The sequence below is a fragment of the Halalkaliarchaeum desulfuricum genome (genome assembly GCF_002952775.1).
Lineage (GTDB): Archaea > Halobacteriota > Halobacteria > Halobacteriales > Haloferacaceae > Halalkaliarchaeum > Halalkaliarchaeum desulfuricum.
Genome location: NZ_CP025066.1, coordinates 3,013,040 through 3,032,425, shown reverse-complemented (window position 1 = coordinate 3,032,425; position 19,386 = coordinate 3,013,040). Strand labels below are relative to the sequence as shown.

General features: G+C 60.0%; 24 protein-coding genes and 1 pseudogene. 11 read left to right on the top strand and 14 right to left on the bottom strand.

Going from position 1 to position 19,386, the window contains the following annotated elements; genetic code table 11:
- Window positions 1-18: 18 nt before the first annotated feature.
- The 6 genes from nikB to AArcSl_RS15030 all read right to left on the bottom strand — a co-directional run bounded on the left by nikB (window position 19) and on the right by AArcSl_RS15030 (window position 6,027).
- Window positions 19-966 carry a nickel ABC transporter permease gene (gene nikB, locus AArcSl_RS15055; protein ID WP_217563468.1) on the bottom strand — a complete coding sequence of 316 codons (948 nt, stop codon included), beginning with the start codon at window positions 964-966 and terminating at the stop codon, window positions 19-21.
- A 431-nt stretch (window positions 967-1,397) separates the two neighbouring features.
- Window positions 1,398-1,847, bottom strand: coding sequence for a TIGR03668 family PPOX class F420-dependent oxidoreductase (locus tag AArcSl_RS15050; protein WP_119821050.1), 450 nt, complete (start codon window positions 1,845-1,847; stop codon window positions 1,398-1,400).
- A 68-nt stretch (window positions 1,848-1,915) separates the two neighbouring features.
- Window positions 1,916-2,812 carry a DUF7351 domain-containing protein gene (locus tag AArcSl_RS15045; RefSeq protein ID WP_119821048.1) on the bottom strand — a complete coding sequence of 299 codons (897 nt, stop codon included), beginning with the start codon at window positions 2,810-2,812 and terminating at the stop codon, window positions 1,916-1,918.
- A gap of 74 nt (window positions 2,813-2,886) precedes the next feature.
- Window positions 2,887-3,504, bottom strand: a complete 618-nt coding sequence (gene hpt, locus AArcSl_RS15040) for a hypoxanthine phosphoribosyltransferase (protein ID WP_119821046.1) — start codon at window positions 3,502-3,504, stop codon at window positions 2,887-2,889.
- An 82-nt stretch (window positions 3,505-3,586) separates the two neighbouring features.
- The gene (locus tag AArcSl_RS15035) at window positions 3,587-4,537 is read right to left on the bottom strand and encodes an NAD-dependent epimerase/dehydratase family protein (RefSeq protein ID WP_119821044.1); all 951 of its coding nucleotides are present in this window, start codon (window positions 4,535-4,537) and stop codon (window positions 3,587-3,589) included.
- Complete coding sequence (locus tag AArcSl_RS15030; RefSeq protein WP_119821042.1) at window positions 4,534-6,027, bottom strand: sugar transferase; 1,494 nt, start codon at window positions 6,025-6,027, stop codon at window positions 4,534-4,536. The genes AArcSl_RS15035 and AArcSl_RS15030 overlap by 4 nt, the downstream gene beginning before the upstream one ends.
- 131 nt (window positions 6,028-6,158) lie before the next feature.
- Here AArcSl_RS15030 and AArcSl_RS15025 point away from each other — a divergent pair, with 131 nt between their 5' ends.
- A complete protein-coding gene (locus tag AArcSl_RS15025; RefSeq protein WP_119821040.1) occupies window positions 6,159-6,449 on the top strand; it encodes a hypothetical protein in 291 nt (96 codons plus the stop codon).
- A gap of 21 nt (window positions 6,450-6,470) precedes the next feature.
- Here the strand turns inward: AArcSl_RS15025 and AArcSl_RS15020 are convergent, their stop codons facing one another.
- A complete protein-coding gene (locus AArcSl_RS15020; protein WP_119821038.1) occupies window positions 6,471-6,812 on the bottom strand; it encodes a cupin domain-containing protein in 342 nt (113 codons plus the stop codon).
- Window positions 6,813-7,180: 368 nt separating this feature from the next.
- Here AArcSl_RS15020 and AArcSl_RS15015 point away from each other — a divergent pair, with 368 nt between their 5' ends.
- On the top strand, window positions 7,181-8,323 hold the full coding sequence (locus AArcSl_RS15015; protein WP_119821035.1) for a Fic family protein: 1,143 nt from the start codon (window positions 7,181-7,183) through the stop codon (window positions 8,321-8,323).
- On the opposite strand, the gene AArcSl_RS15010 is transcribed toward AArcSl_RS15015, so the two are convergent.
- Window positions 8,264-8,686, bottom strand: a complete 423-nt coding sequence (locus AArcSl_RS15010; RefSeq protein WP_119821033.1) for a HepT-like ribonuclease domain-containing protein — start codon at window positions 8,684-8,686, stop codon at window positions 8,264-8,266. The two genes, AArcSl_RS15015 and AArcSl_RS15010, sit on opposite strands and share 60 nt — an antisense overlap.
- 369 nt (window positions 8,687-9,055) lie before the next feature.
- On the opposite strand from AArcSl_RS15010, the gene AArcSl_RS15005 reads away from it, so the two are divergent.
- From AArcSl_RS15005 to AArcSl_RS14980, 6 genes are all read left to right on the top strand, one after another.
- The gene (locus AArcSl_RS15005) at window positions 9,056-9,340 is read left to right on the top strand and encodes an AbrB/MazE/SpoVT family DNA-binding domain-containing protein (RefSeq protein ID WP_119821031.1); all 285 of its coding nucleotides are present in this window, start codon (window positions 9,056-9,058) and stop codon (window positions 9,338-9,340) included.
- The gene (locus tag AArcSl_RS15000; protein ID WP_217563467.1) at window positions 9,330-9,800 is read left to right on the top strand and encodes a hypothetical protein; all 471 of its coding nucleotides are present in this window, start codon (window positions 9,330-9,332) and stop codon (window positions 9,798-9,800) included. The genes AArcSl_RS15005 and AArcSl_RS15000 overlap by 11 nt, the downstream gene beginning before the upstream one ends.
- Window positions 9,801-9,998: 198 nt before the next feature.
- Window positions 9,999-10,325, top strand: a complete 327-nt coding sequence (locus AArcSl_RS14995; RefSeq protein WP_119821027.1) for a UPF0175 family protein — start codon at window positions 9,999-10,001, stop codon at window positions 10,323-10,325.
- Window positions 10,322-10,828: a twitching motility protein PilT gene (locus AArcSl_RS14990; protein ID WP_119821025.1), complete on the top strand. Its 507-nt coding sequence runs from the start codon at window positions 10,322-10,324 to the stop codon at window positions 10,826-10,828. Before AArcSl_RS14995 ends, AArcSl_RS14990 begins: the two co-directional genes overlap by 4 nt.
- 1,166 nt (window positions 10,829-11,994) lie before the next feature.
- Window positions 11,995-13,296, top strand: coding sequence for an orc1/cdc6 family replication initiation protein (locus AArcSl_RS14985; protein ID WP_119821022.1), 1,302 nt, complete (start codon window positions 11,995-11,997; stop codon window positions 13,294-13,296).
- A complete protein-coding gene (locus AArcSl_RS14980) occupies window positions 13,296-13,667 on the top strand; it encodes a hypothetical protein (protein ID WP_119821020.1) in 372 nt (123 codons plus the stop codon). Before AArcSl_RS14985 ends, AArcSl_RS14980 begins: the two co-directional genes overlap by 1 nt.
- A 90-nt stretch (window positions 13,668-13,757) precedes the next feature.
- Here the strand turns inward: AArcSl_RS14980 and AArcSl_RS14975 are convergent, their stop codons facing one another.
- Complete coding sequence (locus AArcSl_RS14975; protein WP_161945989.1) at window positions 13,758-14,444, bottom strand: metallophosphoesterase family protein; 687 nt, start codon at window positions 14,442-14,444, stop codon at window positions 13,758-13,760.
- 297 nt (window positions 14,445-14,741) lie between these two features.
- Between AArcSl_RS14975 and AArcSl_RS16705 the strand changes: the two genes are divergently transcribed.
- A complete protein-coding gene (locus AArcSl_RS16705; protein ID WP_133412179.1) occupies window positions 14,742-15,437 on the top strand; it encodes a hypothetical protein in 696 nt (231 codons plus the stop codon).
- Window positions 15,438-15,831: 394 nt separating this feature from the next.
- A pseudogene (locus AArcSl_RS17835) lies at window positions 15,832-15,974 on the top strand (glycosyltransferase family 1 protein); the annotation flags it as partial.
- Window positions 15,975-15,993: 19 nt separating this feature from the next.
- Here AArcSl_RS17835 and AArcSl_RS14965 read toward each other — a convergent pair.
- Together AArcSl_RS14965 and AArcSl_RS14960 are read right to left on the bottom strand one after the other, a co-directional pair.
- Window positions 15,994-16,407, bottom strand: a complete 414-nt coding sequence (locus tag AArcSl_RS14965; protein ID WP_119821016.1) for a putative toxin-antitoxin system toxin component, PIN family — start codon at window positions 16,405-16,407, stop codon at window positions 15,994-15,996.
- Window positions 16,404-16,664, bottom strand: coding sequence for an AbrB/MazE/SpoVT family DNA-binding domain-containing protein (locus AArcSl_RS14960; RefSeq protein ID WP_119821014.1), 261 nt, complete (start codon window positions 16,662-16,664; stop codon window positions 16,404-16,406). The genes AArcSl_RS14965 and AArcSl_RS14960 overlap by 4 nt, the downstream gene beginning before the upstream one ends.
- Window positions 16,665-17,039: 375 nt before the next feature.
- Here AArcSl_RS14960 and AArcSl_RS14955 point away from each other — a divergent pair, with 375 nt between their 5' ends.
- The gene (locus AArcSl_RS14955) at window positions 17,040-17,336 is read left to right on the top strand and encodes a ribbon-helix-helix domain-containing protein (RefSeq protein ID WP_119821012.1); all 297 of its coding nucleotides are present in this window, start codon (window positions 17,040-17,042) and stop codon (window positions 17,334-17,336) included.
- A 272-nt stretch (window positions 17,337-17,608) separates the two neighbouring features.
- Here AArcSl_RS14955 and AArcSl_RS14945 read toward each other — a convergent pair whose 3' ends face one another.
- From AArcSl_RS14945 to AArcSl_RS14930, 3 genes are all read right to left on the bottom strand, one after another.
- The gene (locus AArcSl_RS14945; RefSeq protein WP_119821010.1) at window positions 17,609-17,983 is read right to left on the bottom strand and encodes a DUF7718 family protein; all 375 of its coding nucleotides are present in this window, start codon (window positions 17,981-17,983) and stop codon (window positions 17,609-17,611) included.
- A gap of 438 nt (window positions 17,984-18,421) precedes the next feature.
- Entirely contained in the window at window positions 18,422-18,709 is a 288-nt protein-coding gene (locus AArcSl_RS14935) for a DUF5615 family PIN-like protein (protein WP_119821006.1), read from the bottom strand.
- Between the two features lie 75 nt (window positions 18,710-18,784).
- Window positions 18,785-19,063, bottom strand: a complete 279-nt coding sequence (locus AArcSl_RS14930; protein ID WP_119821003.1) for a DUF433 domain-containing protein — start codon at window positions 19,061-19,063, stop codon at window positions 18,785-18,787.
- Window positions 19,064-19,386 lie beyond the last annotated feature (323 nt).

Sequence of the window (19,386 nt, the reverse complement as noted above, 5' to 3'; positions counted from 1 at the left end):
GAAGTGTAGTGGGGTCGGTCACAGTCGCCCTCCGCGGTCGATCCGTGGATCCAACAGCACGTACGCGAGGTCGACGAGCTGGTTCACCGCGACGAACACGGCTGCAATGAGGAGGACGACCCCCTGCACGACCGGGTAGTCCCGCGCGAACACGGCATCGACCAGAAGCGTCCCCAGCCCCGGCCGCTGGAAGACGACCTCGACGATCACCGCGCCACTCAACACGAACCCGAACTGGAGGCCGACGATCGTCACGACGGGCAGCAACGCGTTCCGGAAGACGTGTCTGTAGATCACGAGTCGCTCGCGAACCCCCTTCGACCGCGCCGTATCCACGTATGCTTCCCCGAGAACGTCCAGCATCGACGTACGAACGAGCCGCGTGACGACGGCTGCGAGACCGGTCCCGAGCGTGATCGCCGGCAGGACGAGGTGAGCGACCGTTCCGGAGCCGGACGTGGGGGTCAGACCCAACTGCAGCGAGACGAGGAGGATCAACAGATACCCAAGCCAGAAGTTCGGAATCGACACGCCCGCGAGAGCCGCGAGTTGGCTCGCCCTGTCGATCCAGGTGTCGTGATGGACCGCGCTCAACACACCGAGCGGGAGCGCCACGACCAACGAGACCGCCATGGCCGCGATGGCCAACTCCAGCGTGTTCGGGAGGTAAGCGAGCAAGAGCGACGCCACCGGCTCCGAGTAGGAGTAGGACGTCCCGAGATCACCCTGAAGCACGTCGGTGATCCAGGCGGCGTACTGGTACAGGAACGGGTCGTCGAATCCGTGTTCGGCACGGAACGCCTCGACTTCGGCGGTGGACGGCTGGCCCCCTCGCTGTGCGCGGAGAATCGTGTACGCCGGATCGCCGGGGGTGAGAAAGAGGAGCCAATAGGTAATCACGGACACCCCGACCATGACGACGGTGGCCGAACCGATCCGCCGCAACACGATCCGTCGCAGTCTCATTACTGTCCGACCTGGCTCCTGTGCCCCTTCGCGGAGCCTCCCGGTCGACGTCGGGGGATATTCTGGTGCGGTACTGCGGAATCCGTCCGGACTGCGTCGCAACGGCGGGTCACTCGGGCTACTCGGTCGGCAGCGCGTTGGCTCCGAGTTCCGCCGGCTGTGGCCGTCACCGCCCCGGATTCGGCGTCACAGACGCTTACGGCCTGCGTCCCCGAATCGACCCTCCGAGTCTGCATCCCGCTGAAGATCCCTCCGGAACCTCAATAATACTTTTGACTATTATCGTAATACTATCGGGCCTATCGACGAACCCACGCAGTGGCTCGTCGGCTGTCAGCACTGCCGGAACGACAAACAGTTCTTCGCGGAACGCCCGGCGCGACAGTGTCCGGCTCGCGGCTGCAGTTTTCACGCGTTCGACGGCCGTTCGCTCACGCTCCTCCGGAATCGTCCGGACAGGTGAGTGTCCCCCAGGACCGAACAGATCCCGGCGAAATCCGGATGAGCGGTCGCCTTTCGAGGTCGTGAGCGTCGTACTGGTCGTACTTCGACCGGAGTGCAGTCACTGCCGCCGCGTGGATCGTGTCGTCGGGATCGACGAGCGTGGCTGTTCCACGCACCTGCACCCAGCCGAGCTCCGACCAGTTGTCCGTGTAGTGGTCGACCACGAGCGCGACGCGGGGATTCTCCCGAATATTTCGACTACGTCGGAGCTCCCTCGGCGCCACGTCCTGTGGTTTCTCGTCGATCGGCGTCACGATATTCCCGTCGGCGAACGCGAAGCAGACTGGCACGACGTGTGGTCGTCCGTCGACGTCGACAGTGGCGAGCCGACCGATCGGTGCGGACTCGAGATACCTCCGTTCGGTGCGCTCGAACATCTCAATTGTTGTCAATAGAATTGACGTATTTTAGTCTGAATGACGCAAACATGGCGGAATCTTTTTCCTCAGTTGTTGCGCCTATCGATTTCTACAACCTGCAACTCCTCGTCGACAGTCACGAGTAGCTCGTCATCATCGATTCTGAAGGTCGCTCGTGCCCGGGTCGGATCCGTTTGAATGACTGCGGCGTTCCCGGGATCGAGCTCGGGAACGTTCCAGACCGGTGTTTCTCGGACGTGAATCCCGTGTTCGTAGAAGAAACACTCCACCTCTGGTTCGACCAGCAAGAGCGCGTGATCCAGCGAGAGTCCCGAACGGTGGCCACACCGCCGACACTCGAACTGGACGGCGGGTTGATCGGCGGGTGGGCCGTCCTCCTCCGGTTCGGTACCGACGGCCAGCTCAGCGATCGGTTGCACCGTCGGGACTGTCTCGCCGCTGCAATAGCGGCAGAAGCCGGCTGCGATCCGGCGGAACTGGGTCCGGAGGTGATCGCTGACGACCGTAGGAATCGCTTCGCGGTCGCGCCCGGCCAGCACCGCCGGCGGGACGATTCCCTCCCACCCGGCCGCACAGGAGTCACACTCGACTTCGACCCGCTCGGTGTCGTACTGGAGGTACTGGCTCCCTCCACACATACGACACGAACCGTCCAGTTCGATCGGCTCGAGTTCGCCCTCGACAGTGTAGCTTCCGGACGCGATAGCCCCGTTGACGTGTCTGCCCGCCTGCGTGAGCCGATACCCGTCTTCGGTCTTTGCAACGAACTGTCCGACGAGGTTGCCGAGGTGGTAATTGAACTGTCCTGTGTCGTCGACGTCGACGGCGTCGTACAGCGTTGAAAAGGGAACCGTCTCCACGTCGGTCGCCCAGAGCGTCTGGAGTATCTCGAGTCGCGTCTCGTTGCCCAGCAACGAGAACACCGCTCCTGGATCGACCTGCTCTGAGAACTGTTCGCTCATAGCGTATCCATGTGTATCGGTACCTATAGGCGTGACCCCGGCGTGGGCGGTGTTCCGTTCCGTGGGTTCGCACGTCAACCGCGGAAGATTTCCGGATCGAGAACGCCGAGATGACGGAGGTCCCGGTACTGCTCGTCGTAATCGAGTCCGTATCCGATGAAGAACTCGTCCGGGACCGTGAACCCCGTGAACGCCGAGTCGACCGCAACCTCCCGGTTTACAGTCTTGTCGAACAGCGTCACGATTCGGATCGAGGACGGGTCGAACTCCTCGATCCGGTCACGGAGCGTCGCCAGCGTGTATCCCTCGTCGAGGATGTCCTCGACCAACAGGACGTCCTTGCCTTCGATCTGCTCTTCGTGGAAGAACTGCACGGTCGGCGTGTCGGTGGTCGGACCGGCGTGGTATCGGGAGGAGTGGACGACACCCTCGCTGTAGGGGACGCCGAGATCGACCTCGCGCAGCAGGTCCACGAAGAACCGAATCGCCCCCTTGAGAACACAGATCGGGTAGAAGTCTGGATTCGAGTGGTACTCCGCCGAGATCTCGGACCCGAGCTGGGCCACGCAATCCTCGATCTCCGCTCGTGGGATCAAAACCCCCTCGAGATCCGACTGATACGTCTCCTTGATACCGAACTGGTCGGCCGTGCGGAGTTCGCGGTTCCGGACGTCGATTGGGAGTTCTGTCATTCTCAGGTAACGTGTTGCATTGCCGGGGATAAATACGATACCCTCCCCTGTGGAACATGTACTCGTGATTTTTCTGTGGCCGTCACCCGCGTCGGACCGCCACGATCTGTCTCAACCCCGCTTCGAGCGAGACTTCCGGCTCGAAATCCAGTTCCTTGCGACTCCGGCTGATATCTGCCCTGCTCTCGGAGATGTCCCCGGGGCGGGCCGGCTCGAAGACCACTTTCGACTCCGAGTCGGCGGCGTCCCGGATCACCTCCGCGAGTTCGAGCACCGAGGTTTCGGTGCCGGTGCCGACGTTGAACGCCCGCCCGACGGCGTCGGTCGTCGCCGCCCGGAGGTTCGCCTCGACGACGTCGGCGACGTGGACGAAATCGCGGGTCTGGGTGCCCTCGCCGTGGACGGTGATCGGTGCCCCCGAAAGCGCCTGTTCGAGGAAGACATCGATCACGCCGCTGTAGTCGCCACCCTGCTGTCCGGGGCCGTAGATGTTGAAGTACCGCAGCGTCACCGTCGGGATGTCGTAGAGCCGGGTGTACAGCCTCGCGTACCTGTCGGCGGTGAGCTTCGAGAGCCCGTACGGTGAGGTCGGCTCTGTCGGGTGCGATTCGGTGATGGGAATCGATTCGGGCTCGCCGTAGACGGCTGCACTCGAGGCGAACACGAGTCTGGCATCAGCGTTCCTGGCCGCTTCCAGGACCGACAGGGTCGCGTCGGCGTTGATCGACTGCGTCCCCACGGGGTCCTGGACCGACTCCTCGACGCTCACGAGCGCCGCCAGGTGATAGACGACGTCGACGCCCGCCGCCGCGCGTTCGAGGAGGTCGTCTTCGCGGACGTCCCCCTCGAACACCGTCACGCCGTCCGGAAGGTTCTCGCGGCGCCCGGTCGAGAAGTCGTCCAGGACCCGGACCTCATTGTCCGGATACAGCGCCCGGACGAGGTGGCCCCCGACGAACCCGGCGCCGCCGGTGACGAGTATCGTCCGGTCGGTTACGCCACACTCTTCGGCAGAGACGGTCGACGGGATCATGTAATTGCCTCAATCATGTCCGAGAGTACCTTCCAAATCTGCCGGACGACGATCCTTAAATCGACCCAGAACGACTGTTTTTTGATATATTTGATGTCGTGACGTAGCTTTTGCTTCGGTTGATATCCGGTAACATCGTTTACCTGGGCTAGCCCTGTCAACCCTGGTTTGACGAACCACCGTTTGTGCCAATCTCCCGTTCCGATCTGTATATCTGCGTCCAATTCTGGGCGCTCCGGTCGTGGACCGACGACGCTCATGTTACCAACCAGTACAGACCACAGTTGTGGGATTTCATCCATGTGGGTCTGTCTGAGTATTCGTCCTACTTTCGTTACGCGAGGGTCCGTTCCTCCTGCATCTTCCTCACTGATTTTCACACCAGTCTGGGATTCCGCGTTTTCGATCATGCTGCGGAATTTGTATATGCTGAATGTCTCCCCGAAAGCTGCTGTGCGTTCTTGTTCGTACAAAATTGAACCGCCGTCGTCGAGCTTTATCGCGATAGCAATACCGAGAATTATTGGAGTTAAAACTAACAGCCCCACCGTCGCGAAGGCGATGTCGAAGAGGCGTTTGAAGACGTAGTCCTGTGGGTCCCAGGGTTCGATTTCGACGTCGACGAGTGGGCCGCCGCCGGTGTCGGACGTCAGGACGGCGTCGGCGAACTCCCGGTGGACCTTGGCGGCGACGCCGTGTTCGTAGCAGGCGTCCAGTGCGCCGAAAAACTCCGCCCGATCGGCGTGCCGGAACGCCAACACGGCAGTGTCGACGTCGTACTCCCGGATGACGTCCTCCAGTCGGGAGAGTCCCCCGAGACGTTTAATCGTCCCTGCGTCGGTGCCGATTTCGAGGACGCGTTCGTCCGCCGGCGGATGGTCGACTGTGGCACCGCCGTCCGGAACGCTAGTCGAGTATCGTCCGGCGTCGTCGTCGAGCCAGTTTTCGGCCGCGATCTCGGCGCCGTTGAGGTACGTCGGGCAGAGACAGCCGATGAGGTGTCCCTCGACGTCGGGAGTGATCCGACGGATCTGTTCGAGATCGTCGCCCACCAGGATGGCGCGGTCGGCCTCGTCGGCGGGACGACGGATCCAGACGAACCACAGCGGGATCACCACGAGGAGGGTCCCGACCAGCATCGTCAGCGTCGCCCTGGGGAGGCGGTGAGACCACTTGAAAAACCCGAGGGTTGCCAGTACGAGGCCGCCGGTGAGCACGCGCTTTTGTGCGAGGAAGATCGTGTCGAGGATTCGTCGCGGACGGGGTTTATAAAGGGGGACGAGGCTGCCGGCGATCGCAGCGACGCTCAAGAGCAGTGCGAGCTGGAGGGAGTCGCCGGTGAGAACCGTCGGTTCGAGGCGGTTGAAGAGCGGAACGTAGGTCGTAAAGAGTAGTTGGGCGGTCGGATGGTTGGCTAGCAGCACGGCTCCAATCGTGAGACAGATCACGCCGGTTGCACTCGCGATTCGGTACCGCCAGCCGGAGAGCATTCGTTACTACCGCGGGCGGGATATTATATTAATATTTTGATACTGTGAAGATACAGTGTTCGGAGATGCGTGTTTTCAGCCCATGAACTGTCGTCCGAACGCACTTCTTGGTGGGCTCTCTACGTGGTTCCGTGACCGAAGACGCCGACGAGGACGACTCCGTCCGGGTATGGCTGGTGGAGCGCACCTACTCCGACGACGAACAGAACCTGATCATCCTGACGTACGCCACAACCGACGGCCGGCAATACTTCCGGAAGGAACGGGCGTTGACCTCCTTCGACGATGTCCGGGAAACGACGGCCGCGGTGTGGGCCGCCTCGGAGAATCTCGGGCGGGTGAGAGACGAGGCGGAACGTGAACGGTACGCCGCCGAGGCCCAGCGGATGGCCGAGAAACACGATCCCGACGACGTGATTTAGGACCGATCCCGGCTCAGCCCCTCACCGGATCATCGACAGCGCCATCTTGAAGGAACTGACGGCGTCGACGGCGTGGGGGACGTCGGCGGGCATGAGTATCGACTCGCCATCCTCCAGTTCGTGGCGCTCGCCGTCGAGGGTGACGGCGGCGGTGCCGTCGAACACCTGCAAAAGCGCGTCGTGAGGGGCGGTGTGTTCGCTGAGGTTCTGCCCGTCGTCGAACGCGAAGACGGTGACGGAGCCGCCCTCGTCGTCGATCAGCGTCCGGCTGACGATCGCGCCAGTCTGGTAGTCGACGAGGTCGGGGAGTTCGAAGACGGTACCGTCGATGTCGTCGGGGTGGGTGGAGCTGTCGTCTGACATGGATGCGTTGGCGGGGCTGCCGATAGCGACGGTTGGCGGGCCGGAGAGATAAAAGGGAGTTCTCTGGACAACGCTGCTCCCGGACTGGCTCGTCGTCGTGGCGTTTCTCGTCTTCCTTGCGCTCGCTCCCGTATTTCTCCCGCTGTATCGGCGGTACTATCCCAAGCGCCCGCGCCCAGACGGGTGAGACTGAACACGGAACTGTCTCGGGGTTCCACCGCGGCTCGATGTCCCAGCCGATCCGCTCCCCGAATCATGCAGTCTGTGAACTGGCCGTCTCGCTGATCTAGCCCCTTCAGAAACGGCTCTAAGTCAACTTATCTTGGATAAGTAGACTTAGATGGGTGCCCACGCAACGCTAACTCGAGATGGACGCCGACGAGTTTGCGGATGGCCCTGGAACGATCGTCGAGTACGACGGGCTTGCCTGCTATCGACCAGCGAGCCTCCCGCCGGAGATCGAGTATACCGATGCCATCCTGTGCGTGTATGGCGACGCCCAGTACGCGCTTGGACGCCTGGCGACACTCCACCGGAACGTGGACAACGAAAACCTCCTCATTGCACCGTTCGTGGTTCGGGAGGCGGCGATGAGCTCACAGATCGAGGGCACGAACGTCACCGTCTCGGACATCATCCTCCACGACATCGACACCTCACCACGGCGCAGTGGTGGGGACTCCCAGGACGTCACCGAGGCGTACAACTACGTCGACGCGATACAGCAAGGGTTCGACCGCATCGCCGCCGGGGAACAACTCTCGGTCGACCTGGTCTGTGATCTCCAAGAAACGCTGCTTGCCGACGGCCGCGGGAGCGAGGACCGCCCCGGACAACTGCGCGAGGTGCCGGTGTACATCGGCGCTCCCGATGGCTCGGCCGAGTCGGCCCGATTCGTCCCCGCGAACCCCGACACCGTGGATCTCCTCCTCGAACAACTCGTCTCGTACATGAATGCCGGGTCGTACCCGCCGCTGATCGACGTCGCGATCACGCACTACCAGTTCGAGACGATCCACCCGTTTCGCGACGGAAACGGTCGACTCGGTCGCCTGTTGATGATGCTTCAGCTGTACGATGCGGGGCTGTTGCCGGAACCGTATCTGTATTTAAGTGCGTACTTCAACCGTCATCGACAGCAGTATCTCGATTACCTGCTTGCGGTAAGCCGGGACGGGGCGTGGGAGCAGTGGATCACCTTCGTCTTGAACGCGATCGCCGAGCAGGCGATCGACGCCTACGAGTGTGGCGTCGAATTGCAGACGCTCCGCCGGGAGTACCACTCGCGGTTCCCGAACCGCCCGGCCGTCCGGGACGTGATCGATTACGTCTTCGAGGAACCGTATCTCACGGCGACGCGAGCAATCGAGGCGACGGGTCGCTCACGGCAAGCCGTCTACGACGCGATCGAGGCGCTCGAGGCGGCGGGCATCGTCGACGAGATCTCGGATTCAGAACGGTATCGCGTGTACGAAGCCCCGGAGATCCTTCGTGTGGTCGAGTCGCCGTAGCTGAGCGTTCGTTTTGTGATTCTTCGTCTCCGGACGATCGGCGAGATCTGGATCCCCGATCCCTTCCGACTCCAGGGCGGTGATTACTGTCTTTCGCCGTTCGGGTGTCGACTCCTTCTCGATCTTGCAAATCTCTGCGCTTGCGTCGATCGTCGCCGCCACGAGCTTTTCGAACTTTCGCTCGGCGGCGTCGCGGCGATTCTGTGCATCCGGTGCCAGATACTCAGCCCGGGACAACTGCTGATACTCCCGAAGTCCTGTGACGTTTCGTTCAATTTCCTCGATTGCGTCTGCGATCCGGTGGCGAACTCGCTGACGAACTAGCCGAGGATTTCGTTTCTGAATTCGAGTCGTGACCGTCAATTATGACACTCACACACCACCGTTTCATTCGTTCCCGGGAATCCCTGATCGGTCCGTTTCGGTCGACTCGATCGGATGACCAGTCCGGAGAGACACACCCCACCGCGTCGAGTGTTCTTCCGTTACTGTCGGTGGGTTCTGATGGAACGACACCACCACACCACCGTTTCAACTGAAACTCGACACGCCCTCGAGGTAGCTCGGGTGTTATGGCTGCCGGATAGTTCTCGGGGCGATCGAACAATCCCGAGGGCGCGGTTGCCCCCGGAATAGCCGATGGCCGACTGACTGTCTATCTGATTCAGATACGAGGCTGGAAACAGTGTCTCACCCAAAACGGTTATGTCTGTTCCCACCGCAAGTGGGAATATGCCCACGGTAGATTCAAAAGGACGAATCGTTCTCCCACAGGACGTCCGAGAACGTCTCGGTATCACTCCGGGTACAGAGGTAGACGTCCGCGACGAAGACGGGAAAGCGGTTATCGAACCCGAGGACAGCCCCGAGGAAATTCTGGAACGGATGGAACAGCTCGTCGAGGAAGCGGCTTCGAACCGGGAGGAGACGACGCCGCTTCCTGAAGGAGTCGATCCAATCGCTCGCAAGCATCGAGCTGCCGTTCGACGAGGAGCGGAGAACGACAGTGACGAGTGACGCCGGTGGCCCGTATCTGTTTGACGTCGGGGTAATTGCCCTCGCACATTCGACGGCTCCGGTTCGTAATAGTGCACTCTCGTACGTTCGAGGGGGTGTCGCTGGAGAGATCGATGCCGTCGTTCCGTATCCTGCGCTGTTCGGAGCCCACACTGTCCTCACGACGTACTATGGATATTCAAACGCAGATGCGTCGCGTCTGCTCCAGAATTTCATGGATGCAAAGCGAATCCAGTGGTACGACCGGATGCCCCAGGATGTCGTTCGGGGTGGGTTTTCACAGGCGAGCGAGGCAAGCGTTGCTGGATGGGACGGATATTATGCGCAGGTTGCGATCGACGAAGGAGTGAATACGGTGTTGACGATCGACGACGACTTCGAACGGTTCGATGCGTTCGAGACCGAGGTTATTCTTTCATCCGACGAATTCGCCGAACTGAACAGGTTCCTCGAAAACTGAAAACTGATTTCACCCCCGATTCTGGATAATGACTGTTCTCGGCCGTAACCGGGCGATCGGCGGGCCGGGTGGCCGATCGACCGGTAAATCGCTACAACAGCCAGTATGACACCACGGGCGGCGGGCTGTACCACGGACACGCGATGAGTCGGCCATCCAAATTCATATAATGTATGAAGACGTACGTCGAGTGAAGGCATGTCCCGAACCACTGCCACCATCCCGGATGATCTCACCGATCTCATGGAGGGGGCTATCAGGGCGGGAATTTTCGAAAACAAAAGCGACGCCATTCGTCACGTCCTCCGGGAGTACTTCGAAGAGAACCGGAACGCGAGGGTTGCAGCTGCGGTTTCGATGTACGAGGACGGCGAGATCACCCTCGGAACGGCCGCCCGGCTCGCCGGCGTCAACCGGTTCGAGATGCGAGATATCCTGCGGGAAGAGGGCGTGGAACTGCGGTTTGGCCCCGAAGACATGGACGCCGCAAGAGACGAGATCGAGGCCGCCCGCAACCTCGAATGAACGGCCCACCGGGAAACGCGACGGTTCTCGACACGACCGTTCTTTCGAATTTTGCCCAGGTGGATCACGTCGAGTTGCTACTGGAGTTACCCCGACCGGTGACCGTGGATGCCGTTCGGGAAGAACTCGGAGCCGGGGCTGAAACGCACTCGTACGTCGAACACGCACTGGCCCTCATTGGGAGAGAGATCCCCGTCGTCACTCCATCTGGATCGGCGGAGAAACTGGAGGAACAACTCCTCGCATCGCTGGATCCCGGGGAGGCACAGGCGCTGGCCGTCGCAGCGGTTGCAAACGGCATGCTCGTCACCGACGACGGCGATGCGCGCACGATTGCCAAGCAGCGCGGTGTGGATCTGACGGGGTCCATCGGCCTTCTGGTACGATTCGTCGAAGACGGCCACACCTCGGCGTCGACGGCCGACGAGTATCTCAAACGCTGGATCGACGAGGCCGGTTTCCGGTCGCCCGCCCGCGACTTCGACGTGTTTCTCGAGGAGTGATCCGGTCGGACGTCGGTTATTCCAGGAGCGACCGTACCCACGCGTGCGTTAGTCCCTACATCCGTCCGTATGAGGGAGGCTTCGACAGTCAGTGGACGACTCGGACCTGAGTTTCGGTGCTTCCCCGACAGTCGAGACGACTTCGAACGCTCCACCCGAACCGGTAGATCGGAAGGACGTCGGCAGATGTGACTGCAACAGAGCGAGTGCTATCGAACCGTACTCTCCCCAGTAAATTACGACACCCACACACCACCGTTTCATTCGTTCTCGAGGGCCCCATACCGGTCCGTGTCTCTCTAACCGATAGGGCGGTCCGGAGAGACACACCACCGTTGCAAGTGAAGCATCACACCACTGCTGCAAGTGAAGCGCGATAACGCCGGGGACGTACTGGACAGTCACTCGTCATCCGAACTGCCGGTGTGTGGTTCGGCACACCCCACCGCGTCGAGTGTTCTGCAGTCGAGTTGGGAGAGACACACCACCGTTTCAATCGTTCTGAGCGCTCTCGGTCGTTCGTCAGGCGCGAACTCGGGGCCTCTATATCGATTCCGTCGAGCGCAATGCCGTCCTCGGAAGCGGAGAGTGCCGTGTCGAGAGTCACTGACAGTTCGTACTCGTAATAACTGCCGCCGGACCCCCGGAGACACACCCCAGTCCAAGTGTAAGCGTTCGGCGGCAGGTGGGGGCGTCCGACGTCTCGGGACGAAACTGTACCGAATCGCCATACTGCGGGTGGTTCTGGTAGTGGTGTCGGATCCTCGAAACGTTCCTCGAGCGTTCGTTTTCAGTTGGACTGGGGTGTGTCCCCCGTTTCCTCAACCCCGACTTCTCGTCACGACTGTCCGACGAATACAGTTTGACTGAGGTGTGTGCCCCCTCGTTCGATTCAGTGATTTCGGACCAGATTCGTCTCTGCGCCGTCGAATATCCATGCCCGTCGGTGGTCGGTTGAAACGTTCGCGTCTCCAGAGACTGAATACACCTCCTCTTCGGGGAGTGCTCACTGGAACGTTCGGAGAATACAGTTGGACTGAGGTGTGTGTCTGTAGGCTTCACATTGAGATAGTATGGGTTATACCCATCAAACCCCGGTTCAATAGTATTTACACTTTGACTCGGGTTAGGTACTATTTTATACTGCCCGTGGTAACGAGCCGGACGTGACCGACGATCCACGCCCCGGTGAGACGGGGTCCGGGACGAACGACTCGGCTGCGTCGGGTCCGGATCCGCTTTTTGCCCCGGACGACGACGAAACCACGACGCTGTTCAGGGACCGGACGCTGCTGGAGGTGGGGACGGTTCCCGATTCGGATCGCATCGTCGGGCGGGACGAGGAGATACAGGATCTCGCGGGCTACATCCGTCCAGTAGTTTCCGGTGCCGCGCCGACGCCAGTACTCGTGTACGGCAAGACCGGGACCGGAAAATCGCTGGTGTCTCGGCACGTCTCGGAGCGCGCCCGGGCGGAGGCGGACCGACGCGGTCGGCGTCTCGCGGTCGCGTACGTCGACTGCGCGCAACACTCGACGGAAGCGCAGGCCGCCTGCGCCGTGGCCCGAGCGCTGAACACCGCTGCCGGGTCTCCGGAACGGATTCCCCTGAAGGGGCTCGGCCGATCTCACTACTACACGTACACGTGGGAGCTGCTCGAGACGCACTTCGACGGCGCGATCGTGATCCTCGATGAGATCGACCGCCTGCAGCCCGACGCCGACGGCAACCGCGACAACATCCTGATGCAGCTCTCCCGGGCACGGGAGGCGGGCAAGATCGACACTGACGTCGGGATCATCGGCATCTCCAACAAGATCGACTGGGGGAAGGAACTCAACCAGCGGGTTCGTTCCTCGCTGGGCAGCGAAGAGCTCATTTTCCCCCCGTACGACGCCGACCAGCTTCGGGACATCATGTATGCCCGCGAGGACGCGTTCCGGGAGGGTGCCCTCGCCGAGGAGGTGATCCCGAAGGCGGCCGCCCTCGCCGCCCGGGAGCACGGCGACGCCCGGAAGGCGATTCGGATCCTCAAGAACGCCGGCGAGATCGCCGAGGGACGTGCCGACGAGATGGTCCGGGAGTCGCATCTCACGGCCGCCAAAAAGCGTGCGGAGGCCGACCGGCTGCTGGAGTTGCTCTCGACGCAGACGCCTCACGCCAAGCACGTGCTCCTCGCGCTCGCCTCCCTGACCGAACACCGCGATCGCGACGAGTTCCGGACGACGGAAGTGTTCGACGTGTACCGGCTCGTCTGTGCGAACGAGGGAATCGAAGCGCTGAAACTCGACCGGGTTCGGGAGCTCCTCGACGAACAGGCGTTCCTGGACATCACGGAGGCCCACGTGACCAGCGGCGGTCGCGGGGCGGGAACGTACAAACTCCACCGCCTGTTGAAGGATCCGGACGTGGTTCGCAACTGCGTCAACTCGGAGTTCGGGACGACACCCGAGGATCTCGAAGAATAATGATCGTCAGTATTCACGAATACGAACTGGCCGACGATGCAACGCCAGCAGAATTCGAGGCAGCTGTTGACGAGGCGGAGTCGCGAGAGTTGTTCGACCTTCCGGGGTTGACGGAGTACTGGTTCCTCATGGGAATCAAGGGTGATCGTGTTGACCAGTACACTGCTGTTTGGCAGTACGAGAGTCGGGAGGCGTGGCGGGAGCTATGGGGTCCCGTCGAGGATCCGAAGCCGAAGGCGGAGTATCCGGATCCGTGGCTCGAATGGGAGGACGAATTGTTGGGTCCGTTGCTTGTGGCGGATCCCGATGAGATTCGGTTTACCTCGTATGACGTGTTGGAGTCTAGTGCCTCTTCAACGCTGAACTGCTAGATACGAGCGATAGACGGCCTGTAGTGTGGATCTAGCTAATCACGACTGAAGTCCCACTACGCTACGCCTTGACATACGCGCTGCGGCAGTTTACCACCAGGTCATCGGTACACCAGCGTCTTCCAGCCTGGAGATGACAGGATCGACATCGTACTCAACCGTTCGGAGGTCGACGCTATCATCACACAAGTCGACCACTGCGTAATTGGCTTCCCCCATCGGCTGACCGATACTACCCGGATTCAAGACCGTGACGTTATTTCCGAACCGTGAACAGTCAAGCACCGCCTGCTCGTGAGTATGGCCTAACATGACGTAGTCGAAGGTAATGGTATCAACAGACGCCGCAACCTGAGTGAATCCACCTTTCTCGACGCCAGCATTGCGGGGAGAGATTCCGATTGCAGCCTCCGGTGTTGGCTTTGCATGGGCGAGCAACAGCCCAAAGTCAGGCAGTTCAGCGTACGGCTGGAGTCCAGCGATCCAATCGCGGTGTTCTGCATCAAGTGCCGCCCATGTCTGCTCACATTCAAATTCTGAGAGCGCCTGGCTGTTGACGTGACCTTCTTTTCGCTCGAGGACGGCAACGTCATGGTTGCCCTTCACTGCGAAATCCGCATGCTCTCTCGCAGCAATAACTGTCTCCCGCGGGAATCCCATCAGGCCGACGAAATCACCCAGATAGATTTCATTATCGATAGTGTTCGGTAAATCCGCGAAGACTGCTTCGAGCGCAGGATGATTCGCGTGGAGATCGGACAGCACAGCAAGTTTCATTTTTTGACTCCTCGTGTTGGGTCGCCTTGAGTTCATTGTTCAAGAAATCGACTAGTGCCACGTCAACTCTGAACTGATAGAATCTGAGCAGAGGCGTTGTAGGCCGTGAATCTAGCGTTTCACGACTGAAGCCGCACTAGTGTAGATGCCATTTAACGAGGATATTAGATTTCACTTGGATGGATGTTCTTGGCGGTAGCATCCAAAGGCGGCCATTCTTGATGATGAATGTTTATGATAAATCATTTTAATAAGAAGGGACTGTATATTCTTCAATAGTGGGTGGGAATGACAATCATGAAAAGAAGATCAGTTCTCAGAGCACTCGGTAGTGGTTCCGGAATTGGCGTCTTTGGGTCGACGACCGTAGTGGGAAGAAACAACTCCGGGTCGAATCCAGTGATACGTGGGCGGATACAGCGACCGGACAACAGACCACAAACTGAGCACGTGGTGTTCTTGGACATCAAACCCGATGGAGGTCAAAACCGATACTATGAAATCATCGAACTAGGTCCTAGTGGTCGTTTCGAGCACGCGCTCACTGAGCCAAGTCAGGTACGAATCGTTTATTGGGGTCTGAGTGGCAAGTCTATCACAGAAAGGGACGGGATTCCAGATCTGTACTACATAAAAGACGTATCCGTTGGACCCCGGCCTCTAAACGTCGGCAACTTGCAACTCCCGGAAGGTCACGTACTCAACGTGAAGGTAGAGAACAAAGCAGGAGATCCGGTTGAGGGAGCCGGTGTCAGGGTCGCGACGTGTTTAGCTGCTGAGTGTGAATCCTGGTACGGTAGCGGTCGTCACGAAACGAATGAAGATGGGATGTTCGTGTTCGGGGGAGCCGATAAACCGGGAATCGAAGTGAGCGGACCGGTTTATACAAACGTTTATCATCCCGATGGGGAATGGGAATGGAGAACCCACCTCGACTCTGCGGAACTGTACGTTGACGAACCAACTGAGCACGTCTTCGAGATCGAACTGTAAACTAATGCGATCTGTCCTGTTCGTGCGGTCGTTGGTTCATTAACTTGGGGTGCTGAGGGTCCGGTGAGATTTCGATCATCGGAGGCTTCGATGGAGGTAGGAGACCTCATTAGTGACTGGTGGTGCTCTACGACAGTTGAGACGACCTCGAAAGCCCCGAGTCGCTGGAGTCGGGGGCCTCGCTGCGCTCCTTGCTCACTTCGTTCGCTTCGGTGCTTACTTCGGCCGCCTTCCTCCAGCGACTCGCCCCTTTCAGTCCCACCCGAACCGGCTGATTGGGTACCTCGAAGTATCCGACTGTCCCATCTTCCCTGTAGACCCCAAACCGACCAATGGCCGAATACAGCCCGGAATCGGGGTGCTCTTGTACCTCGGTCCGGAATCTCTCAGGCGAATGCGAATCCTCCGGGTCGCACCGTGGCTGTACCCCGACACCAAGGGCGGGGCCAGTACCACGTCCACGCGATGAGTCGGGATCAGGCGGAGATGGGACACGCCGTCACCGTCCTGACGACGAAGGTGGACGAGTCACAGCCCGGGAGATCGAGGGGGTGTCTCAACGGCCTTCGAGAACGGTGTAAAACTCCCTCGGTGTGACGATGTCGATCCCACGAAACGAATCGATGTCGAGTAGGTGTCGATCACCGGATACCAGATACTCAACGTTTCCAGCGACAGCAGCCTCCAAAAACTTGTCATCGTCCGGATCGTCATCGACTGCAGCAATTTCCTCGTTCGGTTCGACGAACTCCGCGAAATATCGGATCGTTTCGACTTCCTTTTGAACCTCCTCTTCGTCCAGGTGGAATCGTTCTGGATACTTGCGCAACGTCTCTCGAAACTCCGCAAGCGTGGCGACTGAGACGACTATTCGATACTCATCTTCGAATCCTGCCACCACAACTTCGTGAGGCGTTCCAGTCGAGATCACCGCCGAGATGAGGACGTTCGTATCGAGAACCGCTTTCATTCGGCTCCTCGTGCCTCGTGAACCAGTCGGTCGATCTCGTCGATGGATAGTTCGACCTCGTCGTCTCGACCTTCCACGCGCTCTTTGAACTCCTCGACCGACGGCAGTTCGATCTTCTTCAAGACGAGCCCGTAGTCGGTCGGAACGACCATCAATTTCGTGCCCTTTTCGAGGCCGAGCTGTTCCCTGAACCGGCTCGGAATCGTGATCTGGCCCTTCGAGGTGACCGTCGCCACTTCTGGATCGTCTGTACTCATTGTGGGTAAGAATTCCTTACCCAGCGTCTTGAACGTACCGGCCAGTGGCCAGCTGCTTCGTCTCCGTGACATACGTGATTTCTGGATCCTCTGATCTCGGACGCATTCCGTTGGGCTATCGGTTGTAAAACCCCGGGACACTCGTCCGGGGCCGTTCAGAGAAAACGGAGCGCGTCAGTCCGTTCTCTATTCACGTCACTCGAGGACGCTGAGTAGTTCGATTCCAGTTGGACTGGGTGTGTCGGTGTCGCGAGGGTCCTCGCTCGCTGGCTATTCTGCACCAAGTGGTGTGCCCTGAAGTCTTCCCCCGCGTGGTGCAATATCTCCTCCGACACACCGACAACGCTTATGGTAATACAGAGGTAATACAGACGTATGTCCGACGCTGACGCAGGGGCCAACGACGACCCCAACATGACCACCATCACGCTCAAGATTCCACAGGCGTTCCTTGACGACCTCGATGCGACCTGGCGGGCCGAACACTTCCCGTCCCGTAGCGAGTTCATCCGATGGGCGCTTCGAGACGCCGTGAAGCACCCCTCGTTCTCGCGGAAGGGCTGGAAGGACATCGCCGCCAGCGAACACCAGCTGGCGACCGGTGAGGGACGAACCTATAGCAGCGACGAGATTCGAGCGCGTCTGAATGAGGACACGGATGCCAGCGAGTGACGACGAGTGGGACTGGAAGTTAACTGACCCCGCGGAACGTGAATACGAGAAGCTCCAGCCGCACGAGCAGGAGCGCATCGTCTCAAAACTCGACGAGATCGTCACCGACCAGTGGCGTGATCCGAGCGACTACGTAGATCGTTCTCTCCAATCGAGAGCTGAGAAAAGCAGCGTTCAGGCGTCAGAGCGGTCGGCTTCTTGCTTCAACAGCTCACGTACTCGGTCGAAGTGGCTGCTGATGCGCTCGGGCATCGACTCGAACTCGTTTTCGCTTACAGGCCGCTCCTGTCTTTCACTCCGTGCCATTTTTCAAACCTCTTGACGAATCGTTCGGCGTTCTCGCGTAAATCTTCTTCGGCGTAGTCGAACGCCTCGTTCGCCGGAATCGGCGGCGAAACCTCCTCTGTGCGGTACTTCTCTCCGTCGCGGTACACGTCACGGTGCAACCCCTCTTCGGTCACGTCGTGGCCGCCGGGCGCGTCCTGATCGTGATCGTACCGAACGATCTCCTGCCAGTCGCCGTCGATCCAGTACTCCAACTGGATCATAAACCGGGTCACTTCGCCGCTCTCTGTGGAGAACGCCGTGCGCAACTGCACGCGGTCGGCCAGCCGCTCGGGCGGGGGCGTTACCTCGTAGTCCGTCATTTCTCATCACACACGGCCGCTCGAAGTTCTTCGTCGCGTTTTTGATGGCCAGCTGTTTTGTCTCCCTGACATACGTGATTTCTGGATCCTCTGATCCCGGACGCAGTTCGTTGGGTAATCGGTTGTAAAACCCCGGGTCACTCGTCCGGGGCCGTTCCGAAGATAAGTGTGTGGGAGGAAGAACACTCGATCCAGAACAGACGAACCGAGGGGTGTGTTCCTCGCTTCGGTACCTCGTCGTCCCCGAAATTCGATCGGACCATCGGGGAAATCGAATCGGCACGCTCGTGTATCGGGGTACACAATCCGGGTTCGAACCCGAATCCTCCGGATCGCACCGTGGCTGTACCCGAAGTCGGTCAGCTCTCGTTACCTACCGGGACGACCGCGCAGGAGGGCGCGGTCGCCCCCGAAATAGTCGACGGCCGTGCCTGCGGGTCACTCGTGGAGCCAGTCGTACCAGTCTCCGAGGTCGACAATCTCGTTTTCGAGGCCGCCAGCTCCGTACTGTGCGAACACCTCGTCGAGGGCCCGACCCAGCCCTTCGGGGTCGCGGTCGGGAAGATCCTGTTCGCGGTACAGAACGATCCCAGCGTGTGTTCGATCTCGATGGAGCGGCTCGAAGTCCTTCGCGTTGTTCGAGAGCAACACGATTCCGTGTTCGCCACACCACTCCAGCAGTTCCCAGTCGACGGTTTCCTCTCCGAACTGATCTTTGGCCTGGATGGTTTCGTAGCCGCGCTCCCGAAGGACGGTTTCGAAGACTCTCCGACTGTTCGTCCAGACGGATCGTCGGATCGGTCACTGGACTCGCTCGTTCGGCTCCAGCGACTCGTTCTCGATGCGGTCGAAAGCGGCCTCGTTCGCTCGTTCGAATTCGCGGAGTTCCTCGACGTGCGCATAGTAGTAGGACAGCCCCTCGTACACCTCAGAGAGAGAAACCCCGAGTTGGTCGGCCACGTGAACGGGCGGCTGGCCGGCGTCGACCGTCCGGGCGGCGACGTGACGGACGCCGATCCGGGTCCCCTCGATGCGAGGCTCCCCGCCGAGGACGTCGTCGGTCCGGACGATGCGTGTCATCGTGTGGGTGGATTGGCCGTCACCGCACATAAACTATCGGCCGCTCCCTCGCGTGTCGAGCGTTCTATCGTCGAACCGGATCGGGTTGGAAGACACACCGCTTTCATTCGTTTTTGGTGGGGATCGTGGGGAGTGGTTTCGAGTTCGGAGGATCGTGGGGTGACTCGGGGTGTCCGTCTGTCTCCCCACCCCTCTCGAAAGCGAGAACGATTGAAACGGTGGTGTGTCTGTGTCGGCGGAACGTTGCCTGCTCGCCAGTTACGTTCGACCCCAGGCCGTACAGCCGGGAATCGGGGTGCTCTTGTACCTCGGTCCGGAATCCA

Bases quoted from the DNA above. Each gene is read 5' to 3' on its own strand.
- AArcSl_RS15015 (WP_119821035.1), top strand. From the start codon at position 7,181: ATGGACGCCGACGAGTTTGCGGATGGCCCTGGAACGATCGTCGAGTAC.
- nikB (WP_217563468.1), bottom strand. From the start codon at position 966: ATGAGACTGCGACGGATCGTGTTGCGGCGGATCGGTTCGGCCACCGTC.
- AArcSl_RS15020 (WP_119821038.1), bottom strand. From the start codon at position 6,812: ATGTCAGACGACAGCTCCACCCACCCCGACGACATCGACGGTACCGTC.
- AArcSl_RS16705 (WP_133412179.1), top strand. From the start codon at position 14,742: ATGAAAAGAAGATCAGTTCTCAGAGCACTCGGTAGTGGTTCCGGAATT.
- AArcSl_RS15030 (WP_119821042.1), bottom strand. From the start codon at position 6,027: ATGCTCTCCGGCTGGCGGTACCGAATCGCGAGTGCAACCGGCGTGATC.
- AArcSl_RS15045 (WP_119821048.1), bottom strand. From the start codon at position 2,812: ATGAGCGAACAGTTCTCAGAGCAGGTCGATCCAGGAGCGGTGTTCTCG.
- hpt (WP_119821046.1), bottom strand. From the start codon at position 3,504: ATGACAGAACTCCCAATCGACGTCCGGAACCGCGAACTCCGCACGGCC.
- AArcSl_RS14990 (WP_119821025.1), top strand. From the start codon at position 10,322: ATGAACGGCCCACCGGGAAACGCGACGGTTCTCGACACGACCGTTCTT.
- AArcSl_RS14965 (WP_119821016.1), bottom strand. From the start codon at position 16,407: ATGAAAGCGGTTCTCGATACGAACGTCCTCATCTCGGCGGTGATCTCG.
- AArcSl_RS14980 (WP_119821020.1), top strand. From the start codon at position 13,296: ATGATCGTCAGTATTCACGAATACGAACTGGCCGACGATGCAACGCCA.
- AArcSl_RS15035 (WP_119821044.1), bottom strand. From the start codon at position 4,537: ATGATCCCGTCGACCGTCTCTGCCGAAGAGTGTGGCGTAACCGACCGG.
- AArcSl_RS14960 (WP_119821014.1), bottom strand. From the start codon at position 16,664: ATGAGTACAGACGATCCAGAAGTGGCGACGGTCACCTCGAAGGGCCAG.
- AArcSl_RS14955 (WP_119821012.1), top strand. From the start codon at position 17,040: ATGTCCGACGCTGACGCAGGGGCCAACGACGACCCCAACATGACCACC.
- AArcSl_RS15005 (WP_119821031.1), top strand. From the start codon at position 9,056: ATGCCCACGGTAGATTCAAAAGGACGAATCGTTCTCCCACAGGACGTC.
- AArcSl_RS14945 (WP_119821010.1), bottom strand. From the start codon at position 17,983: ATGACGGACTACGAGGTAACGCCCCCGCCCGAGCGGCTGGCCGACCGC.
- AArcSl_RS14995 (WP_119821027.1), top strand. From the start codon at position 9,999: ATGTCCCGAACCACTGCCACCATCCCGGATGATCTCACCGATCTCATG.
- AArcSl_RS14930 (WP_119821003.1), bottom strand. From the start codon at position 19,063: ATGACACGCATCGTCCGGACCGACGACGTCCTCGGCGGGGAGCCTCGC.
- AArcSl_RS14975 (WP_161945989.1), bottom strand. From the start codon at position 14,444: ATGAAACTTGCTGTGCTGTCCGATCTCCACGCGAATCATCCTGCGCTC.
- AArcSl_RS15050 (WP_119821050.1), bottom strand. From the start codon at position 1,847: ATGTTCGAGCGCACCGAACGGAGGTATCTCGAGTCCGCACCGATCGGT.